At 51.5% G+C, this 21646-nt stretch carries 24 protein-coding genes; 23 read left to right on the forward strand and 1 reads right to left on the reverse strand.

Annotated features, from left to right (window positions below; genetic code table 11):
* Window positions 1–36 precede the first annotated feature (36 nt).
* The 6 genes from rpsA to CWE23_RS08995 all read left to right on the forward strand — a co-directional run bounded on the left by rpsA (window position 37) and on the right by CWE23_RS08995 (window position 4718).
* Entirely contained in the window at window positions 37–1713 is a 1677-nt protein-coding gene (rpsA, locus tag CWE23_RS08970; RefSeq protein ID WP_105306463.1) for a 30S ribosomal protein S1, read from the forward strand.
* 58 nt (window positions 1714–1771) lie between these two features.
* Complete coding sequence (locus CWE23_RS08975) at window positions 1772–2056, forward strand: integration host factor subunit beta (RefSeq protein ID WP_105306462.1); 285 nt, start codon at window positions 1772–1774, stop codon at window positions 2054–2056.
* 93 nt (window positions 2057–2149) lie between these two features.
* Entirely contained in the window at window positions 2150–2431 is a 282-nt protein-coding gene (locus CWE23_RS08980; RefSeq protein ID WP_105306461.1) for a lipopolysaccharide assembly protein LapA domain-containing protein, read from the forward strand.
* 6 nt (window positions 2432–2437) lie between these two features.
* Window positions 2438–3592 (forward strand): lipopolysaccharide assembly protein LapB, encoded by a 1155-nt coding sequence (gene lapB, locus CWE23_RS08985; RefSeq protein WP_105306460.1) that lies wholly within the window; start codon window positions 2438–2440, stop codon window positions 3590–3592.
* Window positions 3593–3596: 4 nt separating this feature from the next.
* Window positions 3597–4295 (forward strand): orotidine-5'-phosphate decarboxylase, encoded by a 699-nt coding sequence (gene pyrF / locus CWE23_RS08990; RefSeq protein ID WP_126820050.1) that lies wholly within the window; start codon window positions 3597–3599, stop codon window positions 4293–4295.
* An 81-nt stretch (window positions 4296–4376) separates the two neighbouring features.
* Window positions 4377–4718 (forward strand): ComEA family DNA-binding protein, encoded by a 342-nt coding sequence (locus tag CWE23_RS08995; protein WP_241970596.1) that lies wholly within the window; start codon window positions 4377–4379, stop codon window positions 4716–4718.
* A 66-nt stretch (window positions 4719–4784) separates the two neighbouring features.
* Here the strand turns inward: CWE23_RS08995 and rne are convergent, their stop codons facing one another.
* A complete protein-coding gene (gene rne / locus CWE23_RS09000; RefSeq protein WP_126820051.1) occupies window positions 4785–7778 on the reverse strand; it encodes a ribonuclease E in 2994 nt (997 codons plus the stop codon).
* A gap of 511 nt (window positions 7779–8289) precedes the next feature.
* On the opposite strand from rne, the gene rluC reads away from it, so the two are divergent.
* The 17 genes from rluC to CWE23_RS09085 all read left to right on the forward strand — a co-directional run bounded on the left by rluC (window position 8290) and on the right by CWE23_RS09085 (window position 21640).
* Window positions 8290–9237 (forward strand): 23S rRNA pseudouridine(955/2504/2580) synthase RluC, encoded by a 948-nt coding sequence (rluC, locus tag CWE23_RS09005; RefSeq protein ID WP_126820052.1) that lies wholly within the window; start codon window positions 8290–8292, stop codon window positions 9235–9237.
* Between the two features lie 22 nt (window positions 9238–9259).
* Window positions 9260–9919, forward strand: a complete 660-nt coding sequence (locus CWE23_RS09010) for an HAD family hydrolase (protein WP_241970597.1) — start codon at window positions 9260–9262, stop codon at window positions 9917–9919.
* The gene (locus CWE23_RS09015; RefSeq protein ID WP_105306457.1) at window positions 9912–10526 is read left to right on the forward strand and encodes a Maf family protein; all 615 of its coding nucleotides are present in this window, start codon (window positions 9912–9914) and stop codon (window positions 10524–10526) included. Before CWE23_RS09010 ends, CWE23_RS09015 begins: the two co-directional genes overlap by 8 nt.
* Before the next feature lie 30 nt (window positions 10527–10556).
* A complete protein-coding gene (yceD, locus tag CWE23_RS09020; RefSeq protein ID WP_105306456.1) occupies window positions 10557–11087 on the forward strand; it encodes a 23S rRNA accumulation protein YceD in 531 nt (176 codons plus the stop codon).
* A 16-nt stretch (window positions 11088–11103) separates the two neighbouring features.
* Window positions 11104–11274 carry a 50S ribosomal protein L32 gene (gene rpmF / locus CWE23_RS09025; RefSeq protein WP_006955319.1) on the forward strand — a complete coding sequence of 57 codons (171 nt, stop codon included), beginning with the start codon at window positions 11104–11106 and terminating at the stop codon, window positions 11272–11274.
* 10 nt (window positions 11275–11284) lie between these two features.
* On the forward strand, window positions 11285–12310 hold the full coding sequence (gene plsX / locus CWE23_RS09030; RefSeq protein WP_105306455.1) for a phosphate acyltransferase PlsX: 1026 nt from the start codon (window positions 11285–11287) through the stop codon (window positions 12308–12310).
* Window positions 12311–12318: 8 nt separating this feature from the next.
* Entirely contained in the window at window positions 12319–13296 is a 978-nt protein-coding gene (locus CWE23_RS09035; protein ID WP_105306454.1) for a beta-ketoacyl-ACP synthase III, read from the forward strand.
* A gap of 9 nt (window positions 13297–13305) precedes the next feature.
* The gene (gene fabD / locus CWE23_RS09040) at window positions 13306–14226 is read left to right on the forward strand and encodes an ACP S-malonyltransferase (RefSeq protein WP_105306453.1); all 921 of its coding nucleotides are present in this window, start codon (window positions 13306–13308) and stop codon (window positions 14224–14226) included.
* 15 nt (window positions 14227–14241) lie between these two features.
* On the forward strand, window positions 14242–14979 hold the full coding sequence (fabG, locus tag CWE23_RS09045) for a 3-oxoacyl-ACP reductase FabG (protein ID WP_105306452.1): 738 nt from the start codon (window positions 14242–14244) through the stop codon (window positions 14977–14979).
* 140 nt (window positions 14980–15119) lie between these two features.
* Window positions 15120–15359: an acyl carrier protein gene (gene acpP / locus CWE23_RS09050; protein ID WP_105306451.1), complete on the forward strand. Its 240-nt coding sequence runs from the start codon at window positions 15120–15122 to the stop codon at window positions 15357–15359.
* Between the two features lie 87 nt (window positions 15360–15446).
* Complete coding sequence (pabC, locus tag CWE23_RS09055) at window positions 15447–16223, forward strand: aminodeoxychorismate lyase (protein ID WP_126820054.1); 777 nt, start codon at window positions 15447–15449, stop codon at window positions 16221–16223.
* Window positions 16220–17245: an endolytic transglycosylase MltG gene (mltG, locus tag CWE23_RS09060; protein ID WP_105306449.1), complete on the forward strand. Its 1026-nt coding sequence runs from the start codon at window positions 16220–16222 to the stop codon at window positions 17243–17245. The genes pabC and mltG overlap by 4 nt, the downstream gene beginning before the upstream one ends.
* A complete protein-coding gene (gene tmk / locus CWE23_RS09065) occupies window positions 17242–17862 on the forward strand; it encodes a dTMP kinase (protein WP_105306448.1) in 621 nt (206 codons plus the stop codon). The genes mltG and tmk overlap by 4 nt, the downstream gene beginning before the upstream one ends.
* Window positions 17859–18737, forward strand: coding sequence for a DNA polymerase III subunit delta' (locus CWE23_RS09070; protein ID WP_126820055.1), 879 nt, complete (start codon window positions 17859–17861; stop codon window positions 18735–18737). Before tmk ends, CWE23_RS09070 begins: the two co-directional genes overlap by 4 nt.
* Window positions 18703–19059 carry a hypothetical protein gene (locus tag CWE23_RS09075; protein ID WP_105306446.1) on the forward strand — a complete coding sequence of 119 codons (357 nt, stop codon included), beginning with the start codon at window positions 18703–18705 and terminating at the stop codon, window positions 19057–19059. Before CWE23_RS09070 ends, CWE23_RS09075 begins: the two co-directional genes overlap by 35 nt.
* Before the next feature lie 33 nt (window positions 19060–19092).
* Complete coding sequence (locus CWE23_RS09080) at window positions 19093–19884, forward strand: TatD family hydrolase (RefSeq protein WP_105306445.1); 792 nt, start codon at window positions 19093–19095, stop codon at window positions 19882–19884.
* A 271-nt stretch (window positions 19885–20155) separates the two neighbouring features.
* The gene (locus CWE23_RS09085) at window positions 20156–21640 is read left to right on the forward strand and encodes a bifunctional 2-methylcitrate dehydratase/aconitate hydratase (RefSeq protein ID WP_126820056.1); all 1485 of its coding nucleotides are present in this window, start codon (window positions 20156–20158) and stop codon (window positions 21638–21640) included.
* Window positions 21641–21646 lie beyond the last annotated feature (6 nt).

Below are 21646 nucleotides of genomic sequence, written 5' to 3' on the forward strand. Positions count from 1 at the left end.
TTCAGTGGACGTCATCTAAAAGCGAAGATATTTAATATGTCAGAAAATTTTGCACAGCTGTTTGAAGAAAGCCTGAAAGAAGTAGAAACTCGCCCGGGCTCGATCGTTAAAGGTACTATCGTTGCTATCGAAAAAGACTTGGTCTTAGTCGATGCCGGCCTTAAGTCTGAAAGTGCTATCCCGGCAGAGCAGTTCCGTAATGCGGACGGCGAACTGGAAGTGAGCGTTGGTGATGAAATCGACGTAGCACTGGACGCGGTTGAAGACGGCTTCGGTGAAACGATTCTTTCACGCGAAAAAGCTAAGCGTTATGAAGCTTGGCTGCAGCTGGAAAAAGCTTACGAAGACAACGCAACAGTTACCGGTATTATCTCCGGTAAAGTTAAAGGTGGCTTCACCGTGGATCTGGGCGGCGTCCGTGCCTTCTTGCCAGGTTCATTGGTTGACGTACGTCCAGTACGCGAAACAGCTCACCTGGAAAACAAAGATCTCGAATTCAAAGTTATCAAGCTGGATCAGAAGCGCAACAACGTTGTTGTTTCTCGTCGTGCTGTTATCGAGAAAGAAAACAGTGCAGAACGCGAAGAACTGCTTGAGAACCTGCAGGAAGGTCAAGAAGTTCAAGGTATCGTTAAGAACCTTACTGATTACGGTGCATTCGTTGATTTGGGTGGTGTTGACGGTCTGTTACACATCACTGATATGGCTTGGAAACGCGTTAAGCACCCAAGCGAAATCGTTAACGTTGGCGACGAAATTACTGTCAAAGTACTTAAGTTCGACCGTGAGCGCACTCGTGTATCACTGGGTCTTAAGCAACTGGGTGAAGATCCGTGGGCAGATATCGCGAACCGTTATCCAGAAGGCACTCGCCTGACCGGTCGTGTTACGAACCTGACTGATTACGGCTGTTTCGTTGAAATCGAAGAAGGCGTTGAAGGTCTGGTACACGTATCTGAAATGGACTGGACGAACAAAAACGTTCACCCATCTAAGGTTGTTAACCTGGACGACACCGTTGAAGTTATGGTTCTGGAAATCGACGAAGAACGTCGTCGTATTTCTCTGGGTCTTAAGCAGTGCAAACCTAACCCTTGGGAAGAGTTCGCTAAGAACCACAACAAGGGCGAGAAAGTTACTGGTAAGATCAAGTCAATCACTGACTTCGGTATCTTCATCGGCTTGGACGGCGGCATTGATGGTCTGGTTCACTTGTCAGACATCAGCTGGAACGCAACAGGCGAAGAAGCCGTTCGTGATTACAAGAAAGGCGAAGAAGTGACTGCTGTTGTCATGCAAGTTGACGCAGAGCGTGAGCGTATCTCTCTGGGCATCAAGCAACTGGAAGAAGATCCGTTTAACAACTACTTGGCAGCCAACAAAAAAGGTTCTATTGTTTCTGGTACCGTTACTGAAGTTGACGCGAAAGGTGCAAAAGTAGAACTGGCTGACAGCGTAGAAGGTTACGTTCGTGCTGCAGACATCTCTCGTGACCGTGTTGAAGATGCATCAACTGAACTGTCTGTTGGTGATACCATCGAAGCACGCTTCATGGGCGTTGACCGCAAAAACCGTACTCTGAGCTTGTCTATTCGTGGTAAAGACGAAGCGGAAGAGAAAGAAGCGGTTGAGCAGGTTAACAAGCAGCAAGACAGCTCTGGCATCAACAGCGCAATGGCTGACGCCTTTAAAGCGGCTAAAACCGACGACTAATAGTTCGATGACGTAGCGTGCGCCTCTGGCGCACGCGACATCGTAAACTGGAGGTATTATGACCAAATCAGAATTGATTGAACGGTTAGCCTTAAAGTATCAGGATTTACCTCCTACGGTTGTTGAGGCGAGTGTCAAAGATATCCTGGAGCAAATGGTGCAGAGCCTGGCTCACGGGAAACGTATTGAAATTCGTGGCTTTGGTAGCTTTTCATTGCATTACCGTGCGCCTCGGATCGGACGTAATCCGAAAACGGGCGAAAAAGTTGAGTTGGACGCGAAATACGTTCCTCACTTTAAAGCGGGTAAAGAACTGCGAGAGCGCGTTGACAATTTTAGTTGATCTTTGTACTCGAATGATAAAAACGGCATGCTATACTGGCATGCCGTTTTTTTATGGCTGTCAATCAGTCACTCTGGGCAGGTAAGGACACACATGTTAAAAAAACTACTGATCATTGTCCCCATACTGGTTATCTTTTTTATTGCTCTGGCCTTTGGTGCGCAAAACGCAACCGAGGTAACGGTAAACTTTTTGCTGTTTAAGGCGCAGTTGTCTGTCGCTGCGGTCGCCGGCATTTTTTTGGGGGTTGGTTTTTTTATCTCCGTTATTTTTTATTTCCTGTCGACACTGCGCTGGAAGCTCCGCTACCGCCGGCTGTCGAAAAAGTTCAGCGCACTTGAGAGCAGGGCGCCGGAATCGAACACGAAGGAATAGCCGGTAATGCTTGAGCTGTTGTTTCTGTTACTGCCTGTTGCCGCCGCCTATGGTTGGTTCATGGGGCGTAACAGTGTGCGCAGTGAAGAACGGAAAGAGCAACAGCGGTTTTCAAAGCAATATGCCACCGGCCTCAATTTGTTACTGTCCGATCAGCCCGATAAAGCGGTCGACCTTTTTGTTGAACTGCTTGATGTTGACAGTGACACCCTCGAGACCCACTGGACACTGGGCAAGCTGTTTCGCCGTCGCGGCGAAGTTGAACGCGCGATAAAAATTCATCAGAACCTCACATCACGGCCAAACATTACCGAGCACGACCGGATGCTGGCGATGTACGAACTTGGCAAAGATTATCTTGCCGCGGGCATCTATGATCGGGCTGAACAAATGTTTTCCGGTCTGCAGCGGCAACGCAATTTCCGCGAACGCAGCCGCAAAAACCTGCTTGAACTCTATCAGGCAACCCATGAGTGGGATAAAGCCATTAAAGTGGCGTTGCGGTTGACGAAAGACGATGCTCAAATCGAACGGGTGGTGGCACAGCTCTACTGTGAACTGGCTGAGCAGGAGTCGGCCGCAGAAGCCATTAAACATTATAAAAAAGCCCTTAAGCACGACGAAAACTGCGTACGAGCCAGCATTGCATTGGGCCGTTTATACCGCGATCAGAAACAGTTAAAAACCTCCTGTGATTATTTTCAGCAGGTGCTGGCACAGGACCCTGCGTTTGTCAGCGAAGTACTGACTGAGCTTGAACATAATTACCAGGCACTCGGTGACACGACGCCCTACATCGAGTTTTTACACGCTTGTGTTGAGCGCCGAGCCGGCACCAGTGCCGTTATCGCGCTGTCAGAGTATATTTTCAAACATCAGGGTGGCGACGCGGCTGAACAGTTCATTCGCGCCACCATGGAAGATCACCCAACCATGCGTGGTTTTCATCAACTGATGGATTTTCATATTCGCGCTGCGGACGTCGGCAACGCCCGCGAGAGCCTTAAAATTTTGCAGGCGATGGTCGCCGAGCATATTAAGCAACGGCCAAGATACAGTTGTCGCCACTGCGGCTTTGCCGGCAACACGTTATATTGGCAATGCCCAAGCTGCAAAAGCTGGAGCACAACAAAACCCATTATCGGACTGGATGGTGAATAACACGATGAGCTTACCTCAAATCTATATTGCACTGGATTATCACAATCGAATTCAAGCTGACGCGATGGTGTCGCAATTGGATCCTACGAAAGTGGGATTAAAAATTGGTAAAGAATTATTCACTACCGAGGGGCCGGACTGGGTTACTGAACAAGTTGAAAAAGGCTTTTCGATTTTCCTCGACCTCAAATTTCATGACATTCCCAACACGGTCGCTAAAGCGGTAGCGGCAGCGGCACGACTGAACGTTGATGTCGTTAATGTCCATGCCAGCGGCGGATTAAAAATGATGCAGGCAGCGCGCCAGGCGCTTGAGGCGTTCGAACGACCTCCGCTGTTGATTGCCGTAACCGTACTGACATCGATGGACGCGTCGGATTTGGCTGATATCGGCATTACCGTGCCGGTGGAAGAGCAGGTACTGAGACTGGCAAAACTGACGCAGCAAGCTGGCTTAGACGGAGTTGTTTGCTCAGCTCAGGAAGCGCCACTGCTAAAACGCGAATTGGATGACGAGTTCAAACTCATGACACCGGGCATTCGACCAGCCAGTGCTCAAAAGGATGATCAGAAACGCACGCTGACGCCGTTGCAGGCGAAGCAGGCCGGCGTTGATTTTATGGTTATTGGCCGACCGGTGACCCAGGCTGACAATCCGCATCAAGCCGTGCTTGAGATATTGGCCGAATTACAACAGGGTTGATGTCGTATTCATTAAAACCCACGGCATAAGGTATCTATGCTTGTAGCGCTGTGTTAAACAGTGAAACAACAAGGAAACCTTATGACGTTACGGAAAACCTGTCTTACCGCGTCGTTGATGGCTGCATTATTGTCGTCAATGACGGCTACGGCGTCGGTCGCTGCACCGGTCATGCCCATCGCGCCGCTGACTCAGGAAGCCAATGCTGAGGATGCCGATAAAACCAATCGGTTAAACATCAATACGGCAAGTGCTCAGGAGCTATCGGCGGTGATGATTGGCGTTGGTCTAAAGCGTGCTGAGCAAATCATCAAATTGCGGGAGCAGTTGGGTGGTTTTACCGAGTTGGAGCAGTTATTGGATGTGAAAGGCATTGGCCTTAAAACATTGGAAAAAAACCAAGGCTTGATACGGCTCGATTAGATAACTGATAAAAAAAGCCCCGTTGCAGTGATGCAAACGGGGCTTTTTATTCGCTTACGCGTTAACTCAGGATGACGGAGAACATTTCGCCATGTCAGCCTGCGCCCGCGAGGTCGACTGCTCAATTGCTGCGGTCTTGTCGGACTTAACAAATTCCGAGCGCGCGGTCGCTGCAGCCACCGGGAACGGCGAGAATTCACCTTCACGCAGCATAGCGCTGGCTTTGGTCATGTCCGCAAATGCTTTACTTTTCACCCGGCTTGGATAAACCGGCTGCACGGCAATCGCATTTGCCGCTTCTTTATCGCGCTTACGCTTTTGTCCGGCTGCGCGTTGATGGCGAGGTGAGCGGCGTGAACGGTTACGCTCCGACTTCGCCGGCTTCTCGTCTTCGCTCGCTGCGGCAGGCTCTTGCTCGACCGGAGCCGAAGGCGTTTGTGCTTCTGCGTCGGCCGCTTGAGATTGCTGTGCGTCGTTAACCGGCTCAGCAGCTTCAGTGCCCGGCTCAGAGGCTACCGGCGTTTCCGCAGCTTCCGAATCCGCTTCTTGCGGCTGTTGCGGTTGCTGTTCCTGTTGCTGCGTTTCTGGTTTCTCGGCGTTAACAGGTTCTGCTTTGTTCACATCAGCTACCGGCTGTTCGTCGGCCGGGGCAGCAGCTGTATGTTGCTCTGCTTCAACCAGTTCGGCGGCGGCCTGAAGACGAGGATCATTCACTTTTGAAGCCAGTACTTTAGGCGAAGGCTGACGTGGTTCACGCTCACCCGTTGCCGACTTTTCAGGTGCGGAAGAAGGCTGTTGCTTAGCGGCTTCCGGCTGCTTTTGCCCAGCCTGTTGCTGCGGTTCCTGCTTAGCCTCTGGTTGCACTTCAGGTTGTGACGCCGTCGTTTTATCAGTTACCCGTACAGAACGTTCAAGTTTCTTCTGCGGGCGGCGCTTTTTCGGCGTCCGCGGCTGCTGATCAGCGTCTGGCTTCGGTGCTTTCTCGGTAGCCTGTTGTTCCGGAGCCGGAACAGGAGCAGTTTGCTGATCTTGTTCAGCTTTACGGTTGTTTGGCTGGCCTTGTGCTTGAGACTGATTTTGATTACGACCACGGCCACGACCCCGACGATTATTACGGCGGCCATTACCGGAACGGTTGTCCTGACGTTCGTCCTGACGTTTATTGTCCGCTGCAGTGTTGTCCTCCGCATCGCTCTGCGCCGCTTTGTTGCGGTTATCGTCGTTGCGTGGGCGCTGCCGTGAACGACGGTTTCCGCCCCGTTGATTACGTCCGCCGCGACGCTGGTTACCGCGTTGCTGCTGCTTGTTATTCTGTTCCTGCTTGCTTTCTTTATCCGTTTCTTCCGAACTGCCGAACAAACCGGCCAACCAGTTACCCAGTCGTTGAATTAACGAAGGCGCGGCTGCAGGTGCCGCCGCAGCCGCAGCCGGTGCAGCAGCAGGCGCTGCCGGAGGTGGTGCCGTAGGTGCTTGCAAGCCTTTTAACGCCGGCTCTTCAATTTGTTGGCGATCCTTAGTCAGTGTAATCGCCACAGACTGATCTTGTTCAGGTTTAGAAACCAACTGGAAACTGGCCGCTTCCGGCACTTCGTCGTCGCGAATACGGATAACTTCGAAGTGTGGTGTTTCTAAGTGGTGATTCGGAATGATCACCGCTTTAACGTCATGGCGTTCTTCGATTTTATTAACGGCCGAGCGCTTTTCGTTCAGCAAATAGGTGGCAACGGATACCGGCACCTGAGCCTGTACCTGTACCGTGTTGTCCTTGATCGCTTCTTCTTCGATCAAACGCAAAATGGACAATGCCAACGATTCACTGGAACGAATGGTGCCTTGTCCATTACAACGAGGGCAAACGCCGTTAGCTGATTCACCCAACGATGGACGCAGGCGCTGCCGGGACATTTCCAACAAGCCGAAGCGAGAAATGCGCGCCACCTGAATGCGAGCGCGATCATGTGCCAGGCTGTCGCGCAGACGGTTTTCCACTTCACGCTGGTGACGAGCTGGAGTCATGTCGATAAAGTCGATGACCACCAGACCACCGAGGTCACGTAAACGTAACTGACGGGCAATTTCTTCCGCGGCTTCAAGGTTGGTTTGCAGGGCCGTTTCTTCGATATCGCCGCCTTTGGTGGCGCGCGATGAGTTAATATCGATTGACGTCAGTGCTTCAGTCGGGTCAATGACGATGGAACCACCGGACGGCAGTCGCACTTCGCGCTGGAATGCCGATTCAATTTGGCTTTCAATCTGATAATGACTGAACAGCGGCACATCGCCTTCGTACAGCTTGACGCGGTTAAGGAAGTCCGGGCGGATCAACTGAATGTGGTTGCGAACCTGTTCGAACACTTTTTTGCTGTCGATCAGTACTTCACCGATATCACGGCGTAAGTAATCACGTAACGCCCGGAAAATAACGTTGCTTTCCTGATGGATCAGGAACGGAGCAGGGCGTTCGTTGGCCGCTTTACTGATGGCTTCCCAATGATGCAGCAGAACATTAAGGTCCCACTCCAACTCTTCTTTAGATTTACCAACGCCGGCGGTACGTACGATCAGACCCATTTCCTTGGGAACGTTAAGGTCGCTGAGTGCCTCTTTTAAGGCCGAGCGCTCATCACCTTCGATGCGACGAGAAATGCCACCAGCACGCGGGTTGTTTGGCATCAGTACCAGGTAGCTGCCGGCCAATGAGATAAAGGTGGTTAACGCAGCGCCTTTTTGACCGCGTTCTTCTTTATCAATTTGTACGATAACTTCCTGGCCTTCCTTAACCACGTCCTTGATGTTCGGGCGGCCTTGGAACGTATAACCTTCTGGGAAGTAAGTTTTGGCAATTTCTTTAAGGGGGAGGAATCCGTGGCGCTCTGCACCATAGTCAACGAAAGCGGCTTCTAGGCTGGGTTCAATCCGTGTGATTTTACCCTTATAAATGTTCGCTTTCTTTTGTTCGTGGCCAGGACTTTCAATATCCAGGTCGTATAAGCGCTGGCCGTCGACCAGTGCGACACGCAACTCTTCCAGTTGCGTGGCATTAATTAACATTCTTTTCATTACTGTGACTCAATCTTGCTTAGGCCACAGCATGACACGCTGAATGGCAGCGCCAATGCACTATCGTTAAATTGTTTGTTTGCAGATTGACATGAAAATTATAGGGTTTTCCTGCCTCTGCGTTACCCGTTGAACTGCAACGTGTAACAAAAATTGGTTTGACTGTGCGTGTAACTTGGCGGCATGGCCAATATTACGTGTCATACTGTCGCGATTAAACGTAATCAGCAACTGAATCGTCATTTTGCTTTCCTAATGTTCGCTCCGTGCATTCTTCATCTCGGCGAACCGTATGAAGACGTGGAGTATCCAAGCAAAATGCCTCAATTGCACGTGTATCTATTCGTTGTGTCTCTTTTACCTGTCGGGCGGCCAGCTCATCTGGCTCTTTCGCTACCATCTTGTCCCACAGCAGGATATTTTTTGACAGTTCATTATTTCATAAGTGCAACCATCAATACAAGCGACAATTTCGATGCATGTTGTTGAGCTTAGTGGTAAAATCCGCGCCATGAAAATGATTCAACAAGAAGTCACCTTTCACGAGGTGAGCACAGAAGAGCAGGGCCAGCGTGTCGATAACTTCCTCATGACCAAATTGAAGGGAGTACCGAAGTCGTTGGTGTACCGCATTGTGCGCAAAGGCGAAGTGCGCGCCAACAAAAAACGCATCAAACCGGATTACAAACTCAAAGCGGGTGACGTGATTCGGATTCCGCCGGTGAAACTGTCGGAACGACCGGATTTACCGTCAGCAAAGCTGGAGCAGGTGCAGGCATTAGAAGCGGCCATTATTTTTGAAGATGACGCATTGATGGTCGTCAACAAGCCGGCCGGGATGGCGGTGCACGGGGGCTCGGGCCTTAAATTTGGTTTAATCGAGGCGTTACGGTCACTGCGTCCTAATGATAAACACCTCGAGTTGGTGCACCGACTGGATCGCGATACCAGTGGGTTATTGATGATTGCGAAAAAGCGCTCAGTATTAAAAGCACTGCATGAGCAACTGCGTGAAAAGACCATCAATAAGCAGTATCTGGCATTAGTCCGTGGTCAGTGGCAGAAGAGCTGCCGTAATGTCGAGGCACCGCTGCAAAAGAACACGCTGCAGTCGGGCGAACGGATGGTGCGCGTAGACGCTGAAGGCAAGCCGTCGCATACGCGTTTTCGCATTAATCAACGTTATCAGCAGGCGACCCTGATAGAAGCCTCGCCGGTGACCGGGCGCACCCATCAAATTCGCGTGCATACGCTGCATGCAGGACACCCGATAGCCGGCGACCCTAAGTATGGGGACAGTGAATTTGATCAACTGATGCAGCAGTGCGGGCTGAAGCGTTTGTTCCTGCACGCCTGGCAGTTGACCTTTACACACCCGAAAACCGAGCAGTCCATGCATCTGGAAGCGCCGCTGGAAGAGTCGTTAAAGCAGGTGCTGCAACGACTGACTGCAATTTGATGATGGCAATACGGAGTAGCTGGTGACCCATTCACAACTGGTGATTTTTGACTGGGACGGAACCTTAATGGATTCCATTGGCCGCATTGTTTCGGCAATGCGGGCGACCGCGCAGCACCTGCGTTTATCGGTACCGACCGAGCAGGCAGTAAAAGACATTATTGGACTCAGTTTAGAACCCGCTATCGAACTGTTGTTCGGTCGCTTACCAACGGCACAGCATCAACAGTTTTTGGCCCGCTATCGGGATGAGTACGTTGATTTGAATACCACCCCGACGCCGTTATTTGATGACGCGATTGAGGTCATTGAACAACTCCGTCAACGGCAGTATGGTGTGGCCGTAGCGACCGGAAAAGCGCGTCGCGGTCTTGATCGCGTTTGGCTGGAAACGCAAGTCGGTCATTTGTTTGATGGCTCTCGTTGTGCTGATGAATCCAAAGGCAAGCCGGACCCACAAATGCTCCATGAATTGATGACGGAACTTGGTTACCTGCCTCAGCAAACCGTTATGGTCGGTGATTCCGTGCACGACATTAAGATGGCTAAAGCGGCAGGCGTCAGGGCCATTGGTGTCGATTTCGGCGTACACGATGCGCAGCGATTAAAAGCAGCCGGCGCCGATCACGTGATCAGTCGTTTGTCTGAACTGCCGAATATCATAGGAGCATCATATGCCTAGAACGCTCGTGTTGGCTTCCTCGTCGCCGTATCGCCGAGCGATACTGGACAAACTGCATTTAAATTACCAGGTGTGCAAACCGGAAATTGATGAGCAAGCCCGACCACAGGAAACCGCCGAACAGTTGGTTAAGCGACTGGCCACTGAAAAAGCCAAAGCTGTCGTGCAACGACAGCCGCAATTTGCCGACGCGGTGGTGATTGGTTCTGACCAGGTGGCATTGTGCGATAACGAGATCCTGGGTAAACCACACAATGAAACTAACGCGGTTGCACAGCTACAACGTTTCGTCGGTAAAACGGTGACCTTTTTAACGGGCTTGTGTGTGTATGATGCCGCCAACGACAGCTGCGATGTAGTCTGTGTGCCGTTCTACGTGCACTTCCGAGACGATCTCAGCGACGCTGAACTCCGCCGTTACGTTGAATTGGAACAGCCGCTGAATTGTGCCGGCAGTTTTAAAAGCGAAGGGCTGGGTATCAGTCTGTTTAAATCGTTGCAGGGTGACGACCCCAACACCTTAATTGGCTTGCCCAGTATCGAATTATTACGTATGCTGCGGCGCCTTCATATAAACCCGCTGGCAGGCGATAATTCGCTTGCTTAGAGCCCATCACTAAGGTAGACTGCGCCCGCTATGCAAAAGGTTAGAATCCCAGTGACGGTTGATCCCGTCAAAAGTGCGAACAAAAAGCAAACGTTTGATGGCTTGGTACCGGCCAAAACGCTCTCGCGTTTTCAAGGTTTACTGGCCGAAGTCTGCGACAGTGATCCCGAAGTCAAGGTTGAATTTGGCATCGATGAGCAGGGCATCAGTTATTTTGCCGGTTCTGCGACCACTGCGGTTAAATTGACGTGTCAACGTTGTAATATGCCTTTTGCGGTTGATATCGCCGCGCAATTTGCGTATGCTCCTGTTTCTTCTCGGCAGGGCACGGATGAGTTACCAGAACGCTATGAAGCGATCGAGGTTAATGAGTTTGGTGAAGTCAACCTGCACGGACTTATCGAAGATGAATTAATTCTGGCAATGCCTTTGGTTGCTAAACACGACCCTAAGAATTGTCAGGTTGACCGCGACGCAATGAGTTGGGGTGAAATCGAAGAGGAATCGAAAGACGACTCGGAGAACCCGTTCTCAGTGTTGCAAGAATTAAAGCGTAAATAACTAGGAGATAGCGTAAATGGCTGTTCAACAGAATCGTAAAAGTCGTTCAAAGCGCGACATGCGTCGTTCACACGATGCACTCAGCGGCCCTACACTGTCGGTTGACTCTACCTCTGGTGAGACTCATCGTCGCCACCACGTAACAGCTGATGGTTACTACAAAGGTCGTAAGGTCGTTAACAAGTAATTCTCAGGCCATGCCTGAAATTAAGTTAGCGATTGATGCAATGGGGGGCGACAACGGCCCCTCTATTGTAATTGAAGCACTGGCTCAGCAGCTTCATGAATGTTCCTCACATCATTTTTTTGTCGTCGGACAAAGCGATAGTTTAACGCCACTGCTGCAACAGCATGGTCTGCACGAACACCCCCAAGTTACCCTGATCAATGCCGAACAAGTCGTGCACATGGACGACAAACCCGGTCAGGCACTGCGATCAAAACCGAACTCCTCGATGAGTGTTGCGCTGGAACTGCTCAGTAAAGGCGAGGCCGATGCGGTCATCAGCGGTGGTAATACCGGTGCGCTCATGGCGAAAGCCTATTTCCAGTTAAAAACCCTGCCCGGCGTGTTACGCCCGGCATTGATGGCTGCGCTACCGAACCAACAGGGCGGGCGGTCGTACTTATTGGATTTAGGCGCAAACGCCAGCTGTGACTCCGAAACCTTATTTCAATTTGGGGTGATGGGCAGCGTAGCCGCACAAGTGCTGGAAAATGCACCGAGCCCGAAAGTTGCGTTATTGAACATGGGTGAGGAAGAGATTAAAGGCAACGACGTGGTGAAAAATGCGGCGCTGCGGCTGACCGAATCCGAGCATGTAAATTATCAGGGTTTTGTCGAAGGCAATCACTTATTCAGCGGCAAAGCCGACGTTATCGTGTGCGATGGTTTTGTCGGTAATATCGCCCTAAAAAGTTGCGAAGGCCTGGCGACCCTGATTGTCGAGCAACTAAAATCAGCGTTGATGTCACACTGGATGTATCGCTGGTTCTTCCGTTTTCTGCAAAAACGTACCCAAAAATCCTGGGAACGCCTGAAGCCCGACCACTATAACGGTGCCAGTTTGATAGGATTGCGTGGAGTGGTTATCAAAAGTCATGGTAGTGCTAATGCCAAAGCCTTTGGCAGTGCCATACGACAAGCGATAATCGAAGCGCAAGCGCAACTCCCCGAACGAATTAAAGATCGGGTTGAGTCGGTCCTATTAGAACAACATTAAGCACCTTTATGAGCTATTCAAAAATCGCTGGAACGGGCCATTACCTGCCGCAACAGCGACTTACAAATGACGATTTATCTCGTCGCGTTGACACGTCTGATGAATGGATAACCGAGCGCACTGGTATTAAAGAACGGCGCCTGGCATCAGCCACTGAGTCAGCCGCGACACTTGGCTACGAAGCCGCGAAACAGGCGCTAGATGCCGCCGGTTGGCAAGCCGCCGATCTGGACATGATTGTGGTTGCCACAACCTCAGCGGAACATGCCTTTCCCAGCGCCGCGTGTGAGATCCAAAAAATGCTCGGTGTCAGCTCGATCCCGGCGTTTGATGTCGGTGCAGCCTGTTCTGGTTTTATTTATGCACTGAGCGTTGCCGATCAGTTTATCCGCAGCGGTCAGCATCAACGTATTCTGGTGGTCGGTACCGACGTACTGGCACGATTGTGTGATCCGCAGGATCGTAATACCATCGTATTGTTCGGTGACGGTGCCGGAGCGGTGGTGATTGAGGCCGATAGTCAGCCTGGTATCCTGTCGACCCATTTATACAGTGCCGGTGAATATGGTCACTTGTTAGGTGCAAAACAGCCGGTACGCAACGCTCGCGGACTGACCGCCGAAGGTACACCGGAAAGCAGTTGGATGTACATGAAAGGCAATGAGGTGTTTCGAGTGGCGGTGGCCAAGTTGAGTGAGCTGGTTACCCAAACACTAAAAGCTAACGACATGAGTGCCCAGGACCTCGATTGGCTGATACCGCATCAGGCGAATTTACGCATTATTAAAGCGACAGCAAAAAAATTGGCCATGCCGATGGAACAAGTTGTCGTGACGTTGGATCAAACAGGTAATACCTCGGCCGCGTCGGTGCCTATTGCGCTGGATTGGGCGGTACGAGACGGCCGCATTAAACGCGGTCAGACCTTATTATTGGAAGCTTTTGGCGGAGGTTTCGCCTGGGGTTCCGCATTAGTTAAGTATTAAGAGGACAACATGACACAAACCGCATTACTCTTTCCGGGTCAGGGCTCGCAAACGGTCGGCATGTTAGCTGACCTGGCAGCGGATTATCCGCAAATCGAAGAAACCTTCGCTGAAGCCAGCGAAGTGCTGGGCTATGACCTATGGCAATTGGTGCAAAACGGTCCAGAACAGCAGCTGAACGACACCCGCAAGACACAGCCGGCGTTGCTTACTGCCAGCGTTGCGCTGTACCGGGTTGCACGGGCCAATGGTCTTACTGACGTTAGCGCCATGGCCGGCCATAGCTTAGGCGAATACTCAGCGCTGGTTTGTGCCGGTTGTATTGACTTTAAAGACGCCGTGCGGCTGGTTGCGTTGCGGGGCGAGGCCATGCAGAGTGCGGTAGCGCCGGGAGTCGGTGCCATGGCTGCGGTGATTGGCCTGGACGACGATACCATTGCAGAGATCTGCCAACAGCAGGCTGGTGATGAAGTGGTCACACCGGTTAATTACAACTCACCGGGACAGGTGGTTATTGCCGGTCATAAAGACGCCGTTGCGCGTGCTGCCGAGGCACTGAAAGAAGCCGGGGCGAAGCGGGTGTTGCCATTACCGGTCAGTGTGCCGTCGCATTGCGAACTGATGAAACCCGCTGCAGAGCAGCTGCGAGCAGCGCTGAAAGAGGTGGTTTTCCACAAACCATCGGTGGCGGTCATCAATAACGTCGATGTCAGTGCCAACAGCGATGAAGAGGCCATTAAAGACGCACTGGTGCGACAGTTGTATTATCCGGTACGCTGGACCGAAACGGTTGAGACGTTGGCGCAAATGGGTATCGAGAAAGCCTACGAAGTGGGGCCGGGAAAAGTACTGACCGGCTTGAATAAACGAATCACAAAATCTTTTTCGTGTACTGCGCTGAACAGCGCGGATACGATAGCAACGCCATAATAAAGAGGGGACATCATGCAGTCACTGACAGAACAGGTTGCACTGGTAACCGGTGCCAGTCGTGGTATCGGCCGTGCCATCGCCGAATCACTCGTGGCGCAGGGCGCCTTTGTCATCGGCACCGCCACATCCGAGCAAGGTGCCGCTGCCATTGATGAGTACTTAGGCGACAACGGTAAAGGCATTGCATTGAATGTTACTGATACCGAGCAGCTTACTGACACCATCAAGGGACTTGAAAAAGAGTACGGTAAAATTGATATTCTGGTCAACAATGCCGGCATCACCCGTGATAACCTGATGATGCGCATGAAAGACGATGAGTGGGAAGCGGTCATCAACACCAACTTATCAGCGGTATTCCGGGTTTGTAAGGCGGTTATCCGCGGCATGATGAAGCGTCGCAGCGGTCGCATCATCAACATCAGTTCTGTCGTGGGTACCACAGGTAACCCGGGTCAGGTAAACTATTGTGCGGCCAAAGCCGGTTTGGTCGGTTTCAGTAAGTCGCTTGCTAAGGAAGTCGCTGCGCGCGGCATCACCGTCAATTGTGTGGCGCCGGGCTTTATTGATACGGACATGACCAAAGCGTTGACGGATGATCAGAAACAAGCGATCTTTGCCAATATTCCGGCAGAACGCTTGGGTAAACCGGAAGAAGTTGCCGCTGCGGTTAGCTTCCTGGCTTCTCCGGGCGCCGCTTACATCACCGGCGAAACGATTCACGTTAACGGTGGTATGGCGATGGTATAAGAGCGCGTTCACTGACATTTTATCGGTCAGGGGTACGACCTCTTAACTTTTAACGAATTTTTGCTTTATTATTGAGGCTGGTTTCACTACACTACAGCCAATTTTCACACTCGTGACGACTATTGAAGGATTTTACTATCATGAGCACTATTGAAGAACGCGTAAAAAAAATCATCGTTGAACAACTGGGCGTTAAAGAAGAAGAAGTAAAGCCTGAAGCTTCATTCGAAAACGATCTGGGTGCTGACTCTCTTGACACCGTTGAGCTGGTAATGGCTCTGGAAGAAGAGTTCGAAACTGAGATTCCTGATGAAGAAGCAGAGAAAATCAAAACCGTTCAAGCGGCTATCGATTACGTGTCTGCTCATTCAGACGACTAATCAACGCACAGCGTTTGCAAAAGGCAGTCCATTGGGGCTGCCTTTTTTGTATCTGTAGCATAAACCGAGAAGAGGGCGCGAAACACAATGTTCTGGCAAAATGGTGAAGCGCATACCGGCGGCCTGGATCGTGGGCTGCAATTTGGCGACGGCCACTTTACAACGCTGCGCATCAGCAAGCAAAAACCCCTTTGGTGGGGCCATCATCAGCAACGGTTGATCACCGCTTGTCAACGGTTAGCTATGCCGGTGCCGGATATGCAACAGGTCGAAACTTGGCTGCAACAGGCATTGGCTGCAACACCCGCCGATGTCGCTAAAATCATCATTACCCGTGGCCAGGGCGGGCGTGGCTATCAGGCGGCAGCGGATGCTGAACCGACGGTGTATATCAGCACCTCAACATTACCGGCGTTGCCGTCATCGCTGAGCGAGGTGGGTATTGCGGAGCTGAGGCTGGCACGACAACCGTGTTTCGCCGGTTTAAAAACGCTCAACCGGTTGGAGCAGGTAATGCTCGCTAATGAACGGCAGCAGCGCGGCTACCAGGATTTATTGGTGCTCGATCAACAAAATTATGTGGTGGAGACCTGTCAGGGCAATCTATTTTGGCGGCATGGCAAGCGTTGGTATACACCATCGCTGACAATGGCGGGCGTGGCCGGTGTCGCACGACAAGTGATTTGTGAGCATAACTGGTTAGGAGAGGTCATACAGGGCGAGTTTGAGCTGGATGATGTGCTGGCTGCGGAACAAGTCTTTACCTGTAATTCCGTGCGTGGAGTCGTGCCAATTGTGCGATTAAATGATAAAGTCTTAAGTACCTCCGATTTACCAGAGCAACTCAACCTGTTGATCGAATGAAAAAATTCATTGTCATTGCGCTTATCCTAATCGCTGCAGCCATCGTTGGCGGCCGCTGGTTCGCGCTGGAATATCTGCAGACCCCGTTTGTCAGCCGCACCACGTTCTCGGAACCGTTAATGTTGCGGGTTCAACGAGGAGACAGTGCGCGCCATATCATTGCGCAGATTAATGACCACCTAAAACGCGACAGTGATCGCATTGACTATCGACTGAGTCAGTTGTTGATCGGTATTGACCGGTTACAGGCCGGGGTCTACCAGGTGAGTCCGACGGACAGTTGGCAAACGCTCTGGCAGAAGCTTGAGCGCGGTGATGAAATGCAATTTAGCGTCACCTTGGTGGAAGGGCTGCGAATTGAACAATGGTTAAAGCATTTGCAGGCGCAGCCCTTTTTGAAAGCCACACTGCGGCCGGATAACCTGATTGAACAGCTCGACTTTATTGACGGTTATACAAACGCCGAAGGTCTGTTTCTGCCGGAAACCTATCATTATCGCGCAGATAAAACGGATAAAGACATTTTACGCCGCGCCTATCAGGCGATGCAGCAAAAACTCGATGAAATCTGGCAGCAGCGCAGCGCCGACTGTCCGGTCGATACGCCTTATGAGTTGTTGATCTTAGCCTCCATCATCGAAAAGGAAACCGGCATCGACGGTGAACGAGCTATGGTGGCGAGTGTGTTTGCCAACCGTATGGCGACCGGTATGCGATTGCAGTCGGATCCAACCACCATCTATGGCATTGAAGCGTTTGACGGCAACCTGACCCGCGCCCATTTACGTGAAAAAACCGCATACAATACCTATCGTATTGACGGCTTACCACCAACGCCAATTGCCATGGTGTCAGAGGCCTCACTAAGGGCTGCCGCTGATCCGGCGCAATCCGACTATTTTTATTTTGTCGCCAACGGTGAGGGCGGTCATGTGTTTTCAAAAACGCTCGAGGAACATAACAAAGCGGTGCGAAAATATCAGCTGAACACAGCAACGGACGATTCTCAGGGAGAACAATGAGCGGTAAATTTATTGTTATTGAAGGGCTTGAGGGCGCCGGCAAAAGCACGGCGATTGCAAGCATTGTAAGCCATTTACAGGCCAAGGGCATACGCGCCGAGACCGTCCGTGAACCGGGCGGAACACCGCTGGCTGAGGCGTTGCGAGAACTGGTCAAACAGGAATGGCAAGAAAACGTCAGCTCGATGACTGAGCTATTGCTGATGTACGCAAGCCGGGTGCAACTGGTTGATAATGTGATAAAACCGGCCTTACAGAAAAACCGCTGGGTGATCGGCGACCGCCATGATCTGTCGTCGCAGGCCTATCAGGGCGGCGGCCGGCAACTGGGTGCGGAAACGCTAAAATCCTTAAAGCAATTGACGCTGGGTGACTTTGAACCGGATTTAACCCTGTACCTTGATATTGATGCGCAACAGGGCCTGCAGCGTGCCAGAGGCCGCGGCGAACTGGATCGTTTTGAACAGGAAGACCTGGCGTTTTTCGAGCGCACACGACTACGCTATCGTCAATTGGCAGCCACCAATCCTCGTGTGGTAACCATCGACGCGGGTCAAGCGATGCAGCAAGTGCATCAGGATATTTTGCGTGCCATTGAGGAGAACTTGTTTACATGAGTTTCCCGTGGCTGCGTGAACCTTGGTTGAAGCTGTTAAAAAGTGCCGAGCAACAGCGCTTGGCGCACGCCTATTATATGCGCCATCAGCCGCAACTGGGCAGTGAACAGTTTTTACTGACCCTGGCCAATTATTTGTTGTGCCGGCAGCCGGGCAAAAACGCCTGTGGTCAGTGTAAATCCTGTTTGTTGTTTAAAGCTGGTAATCATCCGGACTTCTGGCAAATTGACGCAACCGACGAGAACAGCATTGGTATCGATGAGGTCAGACAGTTACAGCGCAAGCTGGTGCAGACGGCCAACCAGGGTGGCGCCCGGGTCGCGGTGTTGCGACCGGCCGATAAACTGACCGAGCAGGCCAGTAATGCGATTTTGAAAGTGCTGGAAGAGCCTCCGGCCGGAATGTTCTGGCTGTTGGCGGTTGAGCAGCCGGATCATTTACTGCCGACACTGCGCAGTCGCATGCAGTGGATCAATCTGGCACTGCCGGCGAAGGCCGACGATGGCCACGACGAATTGGCCGCGAGCCTATACACCAGTTGGTTTGAAGGGGCACTGCCGCCGGTCATCAAAACTAAGGATGACGCGCAACAGTGGCTCGATATCAGTGAACATCTGTTACTCGACTTGCTGGCGACGCAGCAGGGTGTCGCGGCTTCACGCATGCACTTTGGCTCGCTGCAACAACGTTACCGTAGCTGGCAGCAGCAATATCGGGTCGATCCGAATGCCTTGCTGCACGCCGTCCATGAATGCCGACAATTACGTCAGCGATTTCAGCAGGCCAAAGGCCTCAACTTAGGTCTATTGTTAAGTCTTTATTGGCAACAATGGGCTCAACATGACTTCTCCTCTCCATCTGGCTCATCGCTTTAACGATCCACAAACACTGGCACAAAGCACGCTACACCGGTTTGAACAACTTGTTATTTTTGTGCCGCTCAGCCCGGGTCATCAGGTACCGGCAATGGGGACCCGGCTGTCGTTAACGTTAACGCTGCCGGATTGCTCGACACCGTCATCGACCGTGACCGCACAGGTCTGTTGCTGGTTGAACCCGCGCAATAATCCGGACAATCGCTGGCTGGGACTGCTGATCCATGAAGACAACGATAACGACATCGAAGCACGAATTCGGCGGCTTACCCATGACTACCAAACTGAGTATGGTAAACTGATCGGCTCAATATTTCGTTAACTGTGTCATTAAACGTTAATTTCAGGAGTCCGGATGTACGTTGATTCGCATTGCCACCTCGATAAAATCGACCCTGCAAAGATTGGAGCAGAGTTACCACAGATCATCAGTAATGCGCGCGAACGTCAGGTCGAGCATATGCTCTGTGTCTGTGTCACGCTGGAAGACTTTGACGCTATGCGAAACGCCGTAGCGGAGTACTCTGATGTGTCGATTTCCTGTGGTGTGCATCCGTTGTATGTGCAAGACAGCCAGACGCCGGTCAATGACGTCGGCAAGCGGCTGCGTGAGCTGGCCCAGCAACCCTCGGTGGTTGCGATTGGCGAAACTGGTTTGGACTATTTCTATCATCCGGAAAGCAAGCAACTGCAACAGCAACATTTTGCCGAGCACATTCAGGTGGCGCAAGAACTTGATAAACCGTTAATCATCCACACCCGCGATGCCAGAGAAGACACCTTAGCGCTGCTTAAAGAGGGGCGGGCAGAGCAAGCTGGTGGTGTTTTGCATTGCTTTACCGAGTCATTAGAGATGGCAAAACGTGCCATTGACGAGTTGGGTTTCTACATCTCGATTTCGGGTATTGCGTCCTTTGCCAACGCCAAAGAACTGCGTGAGGTGGTGAAAGCGTTGCCACTGGAACATTTACTGATTGAAACCGACAGCCCTTGGTTGGCACCGGTTCCCCATCGCGGCAAACAGAACCAGCCGGCCTATGTTGTGGACGTGGCGAAGTGTGTAGCGGATGTGAAGGGGATTACCCTGCAACAGGTCGCTGAAACCACCACGGCCAATTATTATAAGCTGTTTAAAGGCTCTGTTTAAGCTGTGGATAACTTGGGCATGACTGGTTTCTTTGGTTATTTTTCATTGCGTTAAAAAAATGTAAAAAAAGTTGTGGTTTTTTTAGATTTTTGTCTAGACTAAAAAATGAACAGATTAATGAGTTAGCGCACGGCTCATCCCATGAGCCATTCCCCTATACCCGGAACAATTTGGATTGGTTCCGGGTTTTTTTTATCTATCGATCGGATCGTGCTCAGTTTTCGTAAGTAAAATGAAGACGATCATGCATCAGATAACAGGGAGTCCGAGTATGAGTTCAACGGTTGAACGCAACGAAAGACCCGATTACGACGAAGAAATTCAGGCGATTGCCGATTATGTCCTCAATTACCGGGTAGAATCCGAAGAAGCCTGGCAAACCGCACGTCATTGCCTCGCCGATACCATCGGCTGTGGTTTGCTGGCATTACGTTTTCCCGAGTGTACTAAGCACCTGGGTCCGCTGGTAGAAGGCACTCAGGTTCCTGATGGCGCGCGGGTACCCGGAACTTCGTTTCGGCTTGACCCAGTAAAAGCGGCCTGGGACATCGGCTGTATCGTGCGTTGGCTGGACTTTAACGACACCTGGCTGGCAGCCGAGTGGGGACATCCATCGGATAACCTCGGAGCCATTCTGGCGTTGGCCGATTTCATTTCGCAACAGCGGGTCAGAAAGGGACAACAGCCTCTGACTATGGCTGTGGTATTAGAAGCTATGATCAAAGCCCATGAAATCCAGGGCAACTTGGCCATCGAAAACAGCTTTAACCGCGTTGGTCTCGATCATGTGGTGTTGGTTAAGGTTGCCTCCACGGCGGTAGCGACCTGGCTGTGGGGCGGCAACCGCGAACAGATCATGGCCGCGATTTCGCAAGCCTGGGTCGATGGTCAGGCATTGCGAACCTATCGACATGCGCCGAATGCCGGTTCTCGCAAATCCTGGGCGGCCGGTGATGCGACCTCGCGCGCCGTGCGGCTGGCCGATATCAGCCTGCGTGGAGAAATGGGTATCCCGGGTGCGTTGTCGGCGCCACAGTGGGGCTTTTATGATGTTCTTTTCAGTAAGACCAATAAAGACCAGAAATTGAAACCGGAGACGCAGCGGAAATTTACCTTTCAGCGCCAATACGGCAGCTATGTTATGGAAAACATTCTGTTCAAGCTGTCGTTCCCCGCTGAGTTTCATGCACAAACCGCCTGCGAAGCCGCGGTTACCTTACATCCGCAGGTCGTCGACCGCATCAATGAAATTGAACGCATTGAGTTAACCACGCACGAGTCAGCGATTCGCATCATCTCGAAAGAGGGGGCATTGGCGAATCCTGCCGATCGCGACCACTGTTTGCAATATATGACCGCAGTACCATTGTTGTTTGGTGAATTAACCGCGGATCATTACGAGGACGAGTTTCATCAGCGTCACCCTGAGATTGATGAACTACGCGAGAAAATGGTGGTGATTGAAGATGAGCGTTACAGTCGTGATTATCACGAGCCTGAAAAACGGTCCATCGCTAACGCCGTGCAGGTATTTTTCAACGACGGTAGCCATACCGACAAAGTCGAGGTGGAATACCCTATTGGTCACCGCCGTCGTCGTGAGGAGGGATTCAAGGTACTGGCAGAGAAGTTTGAGCGTAATTTAGCAACACGTTTTCCGCGTCAACGGGTCGCCAAAATCATGGCGCTGTACCGCAATGCTGAAGACCTTCGCCGCACTGCGGTACACGAATTTATGGATCTGCTGGTGATTTAGCGCGGT

The sequence above is a fragment of the Idiomarina aquatica genome, assembly GCF_003987185.1.
GTDB lineage: Bacteria > Pseudomonadota > Gammaproteobacteria > Enterobacterales > Alteromonadaceae > Idiomarina > Idiomarina aquatica.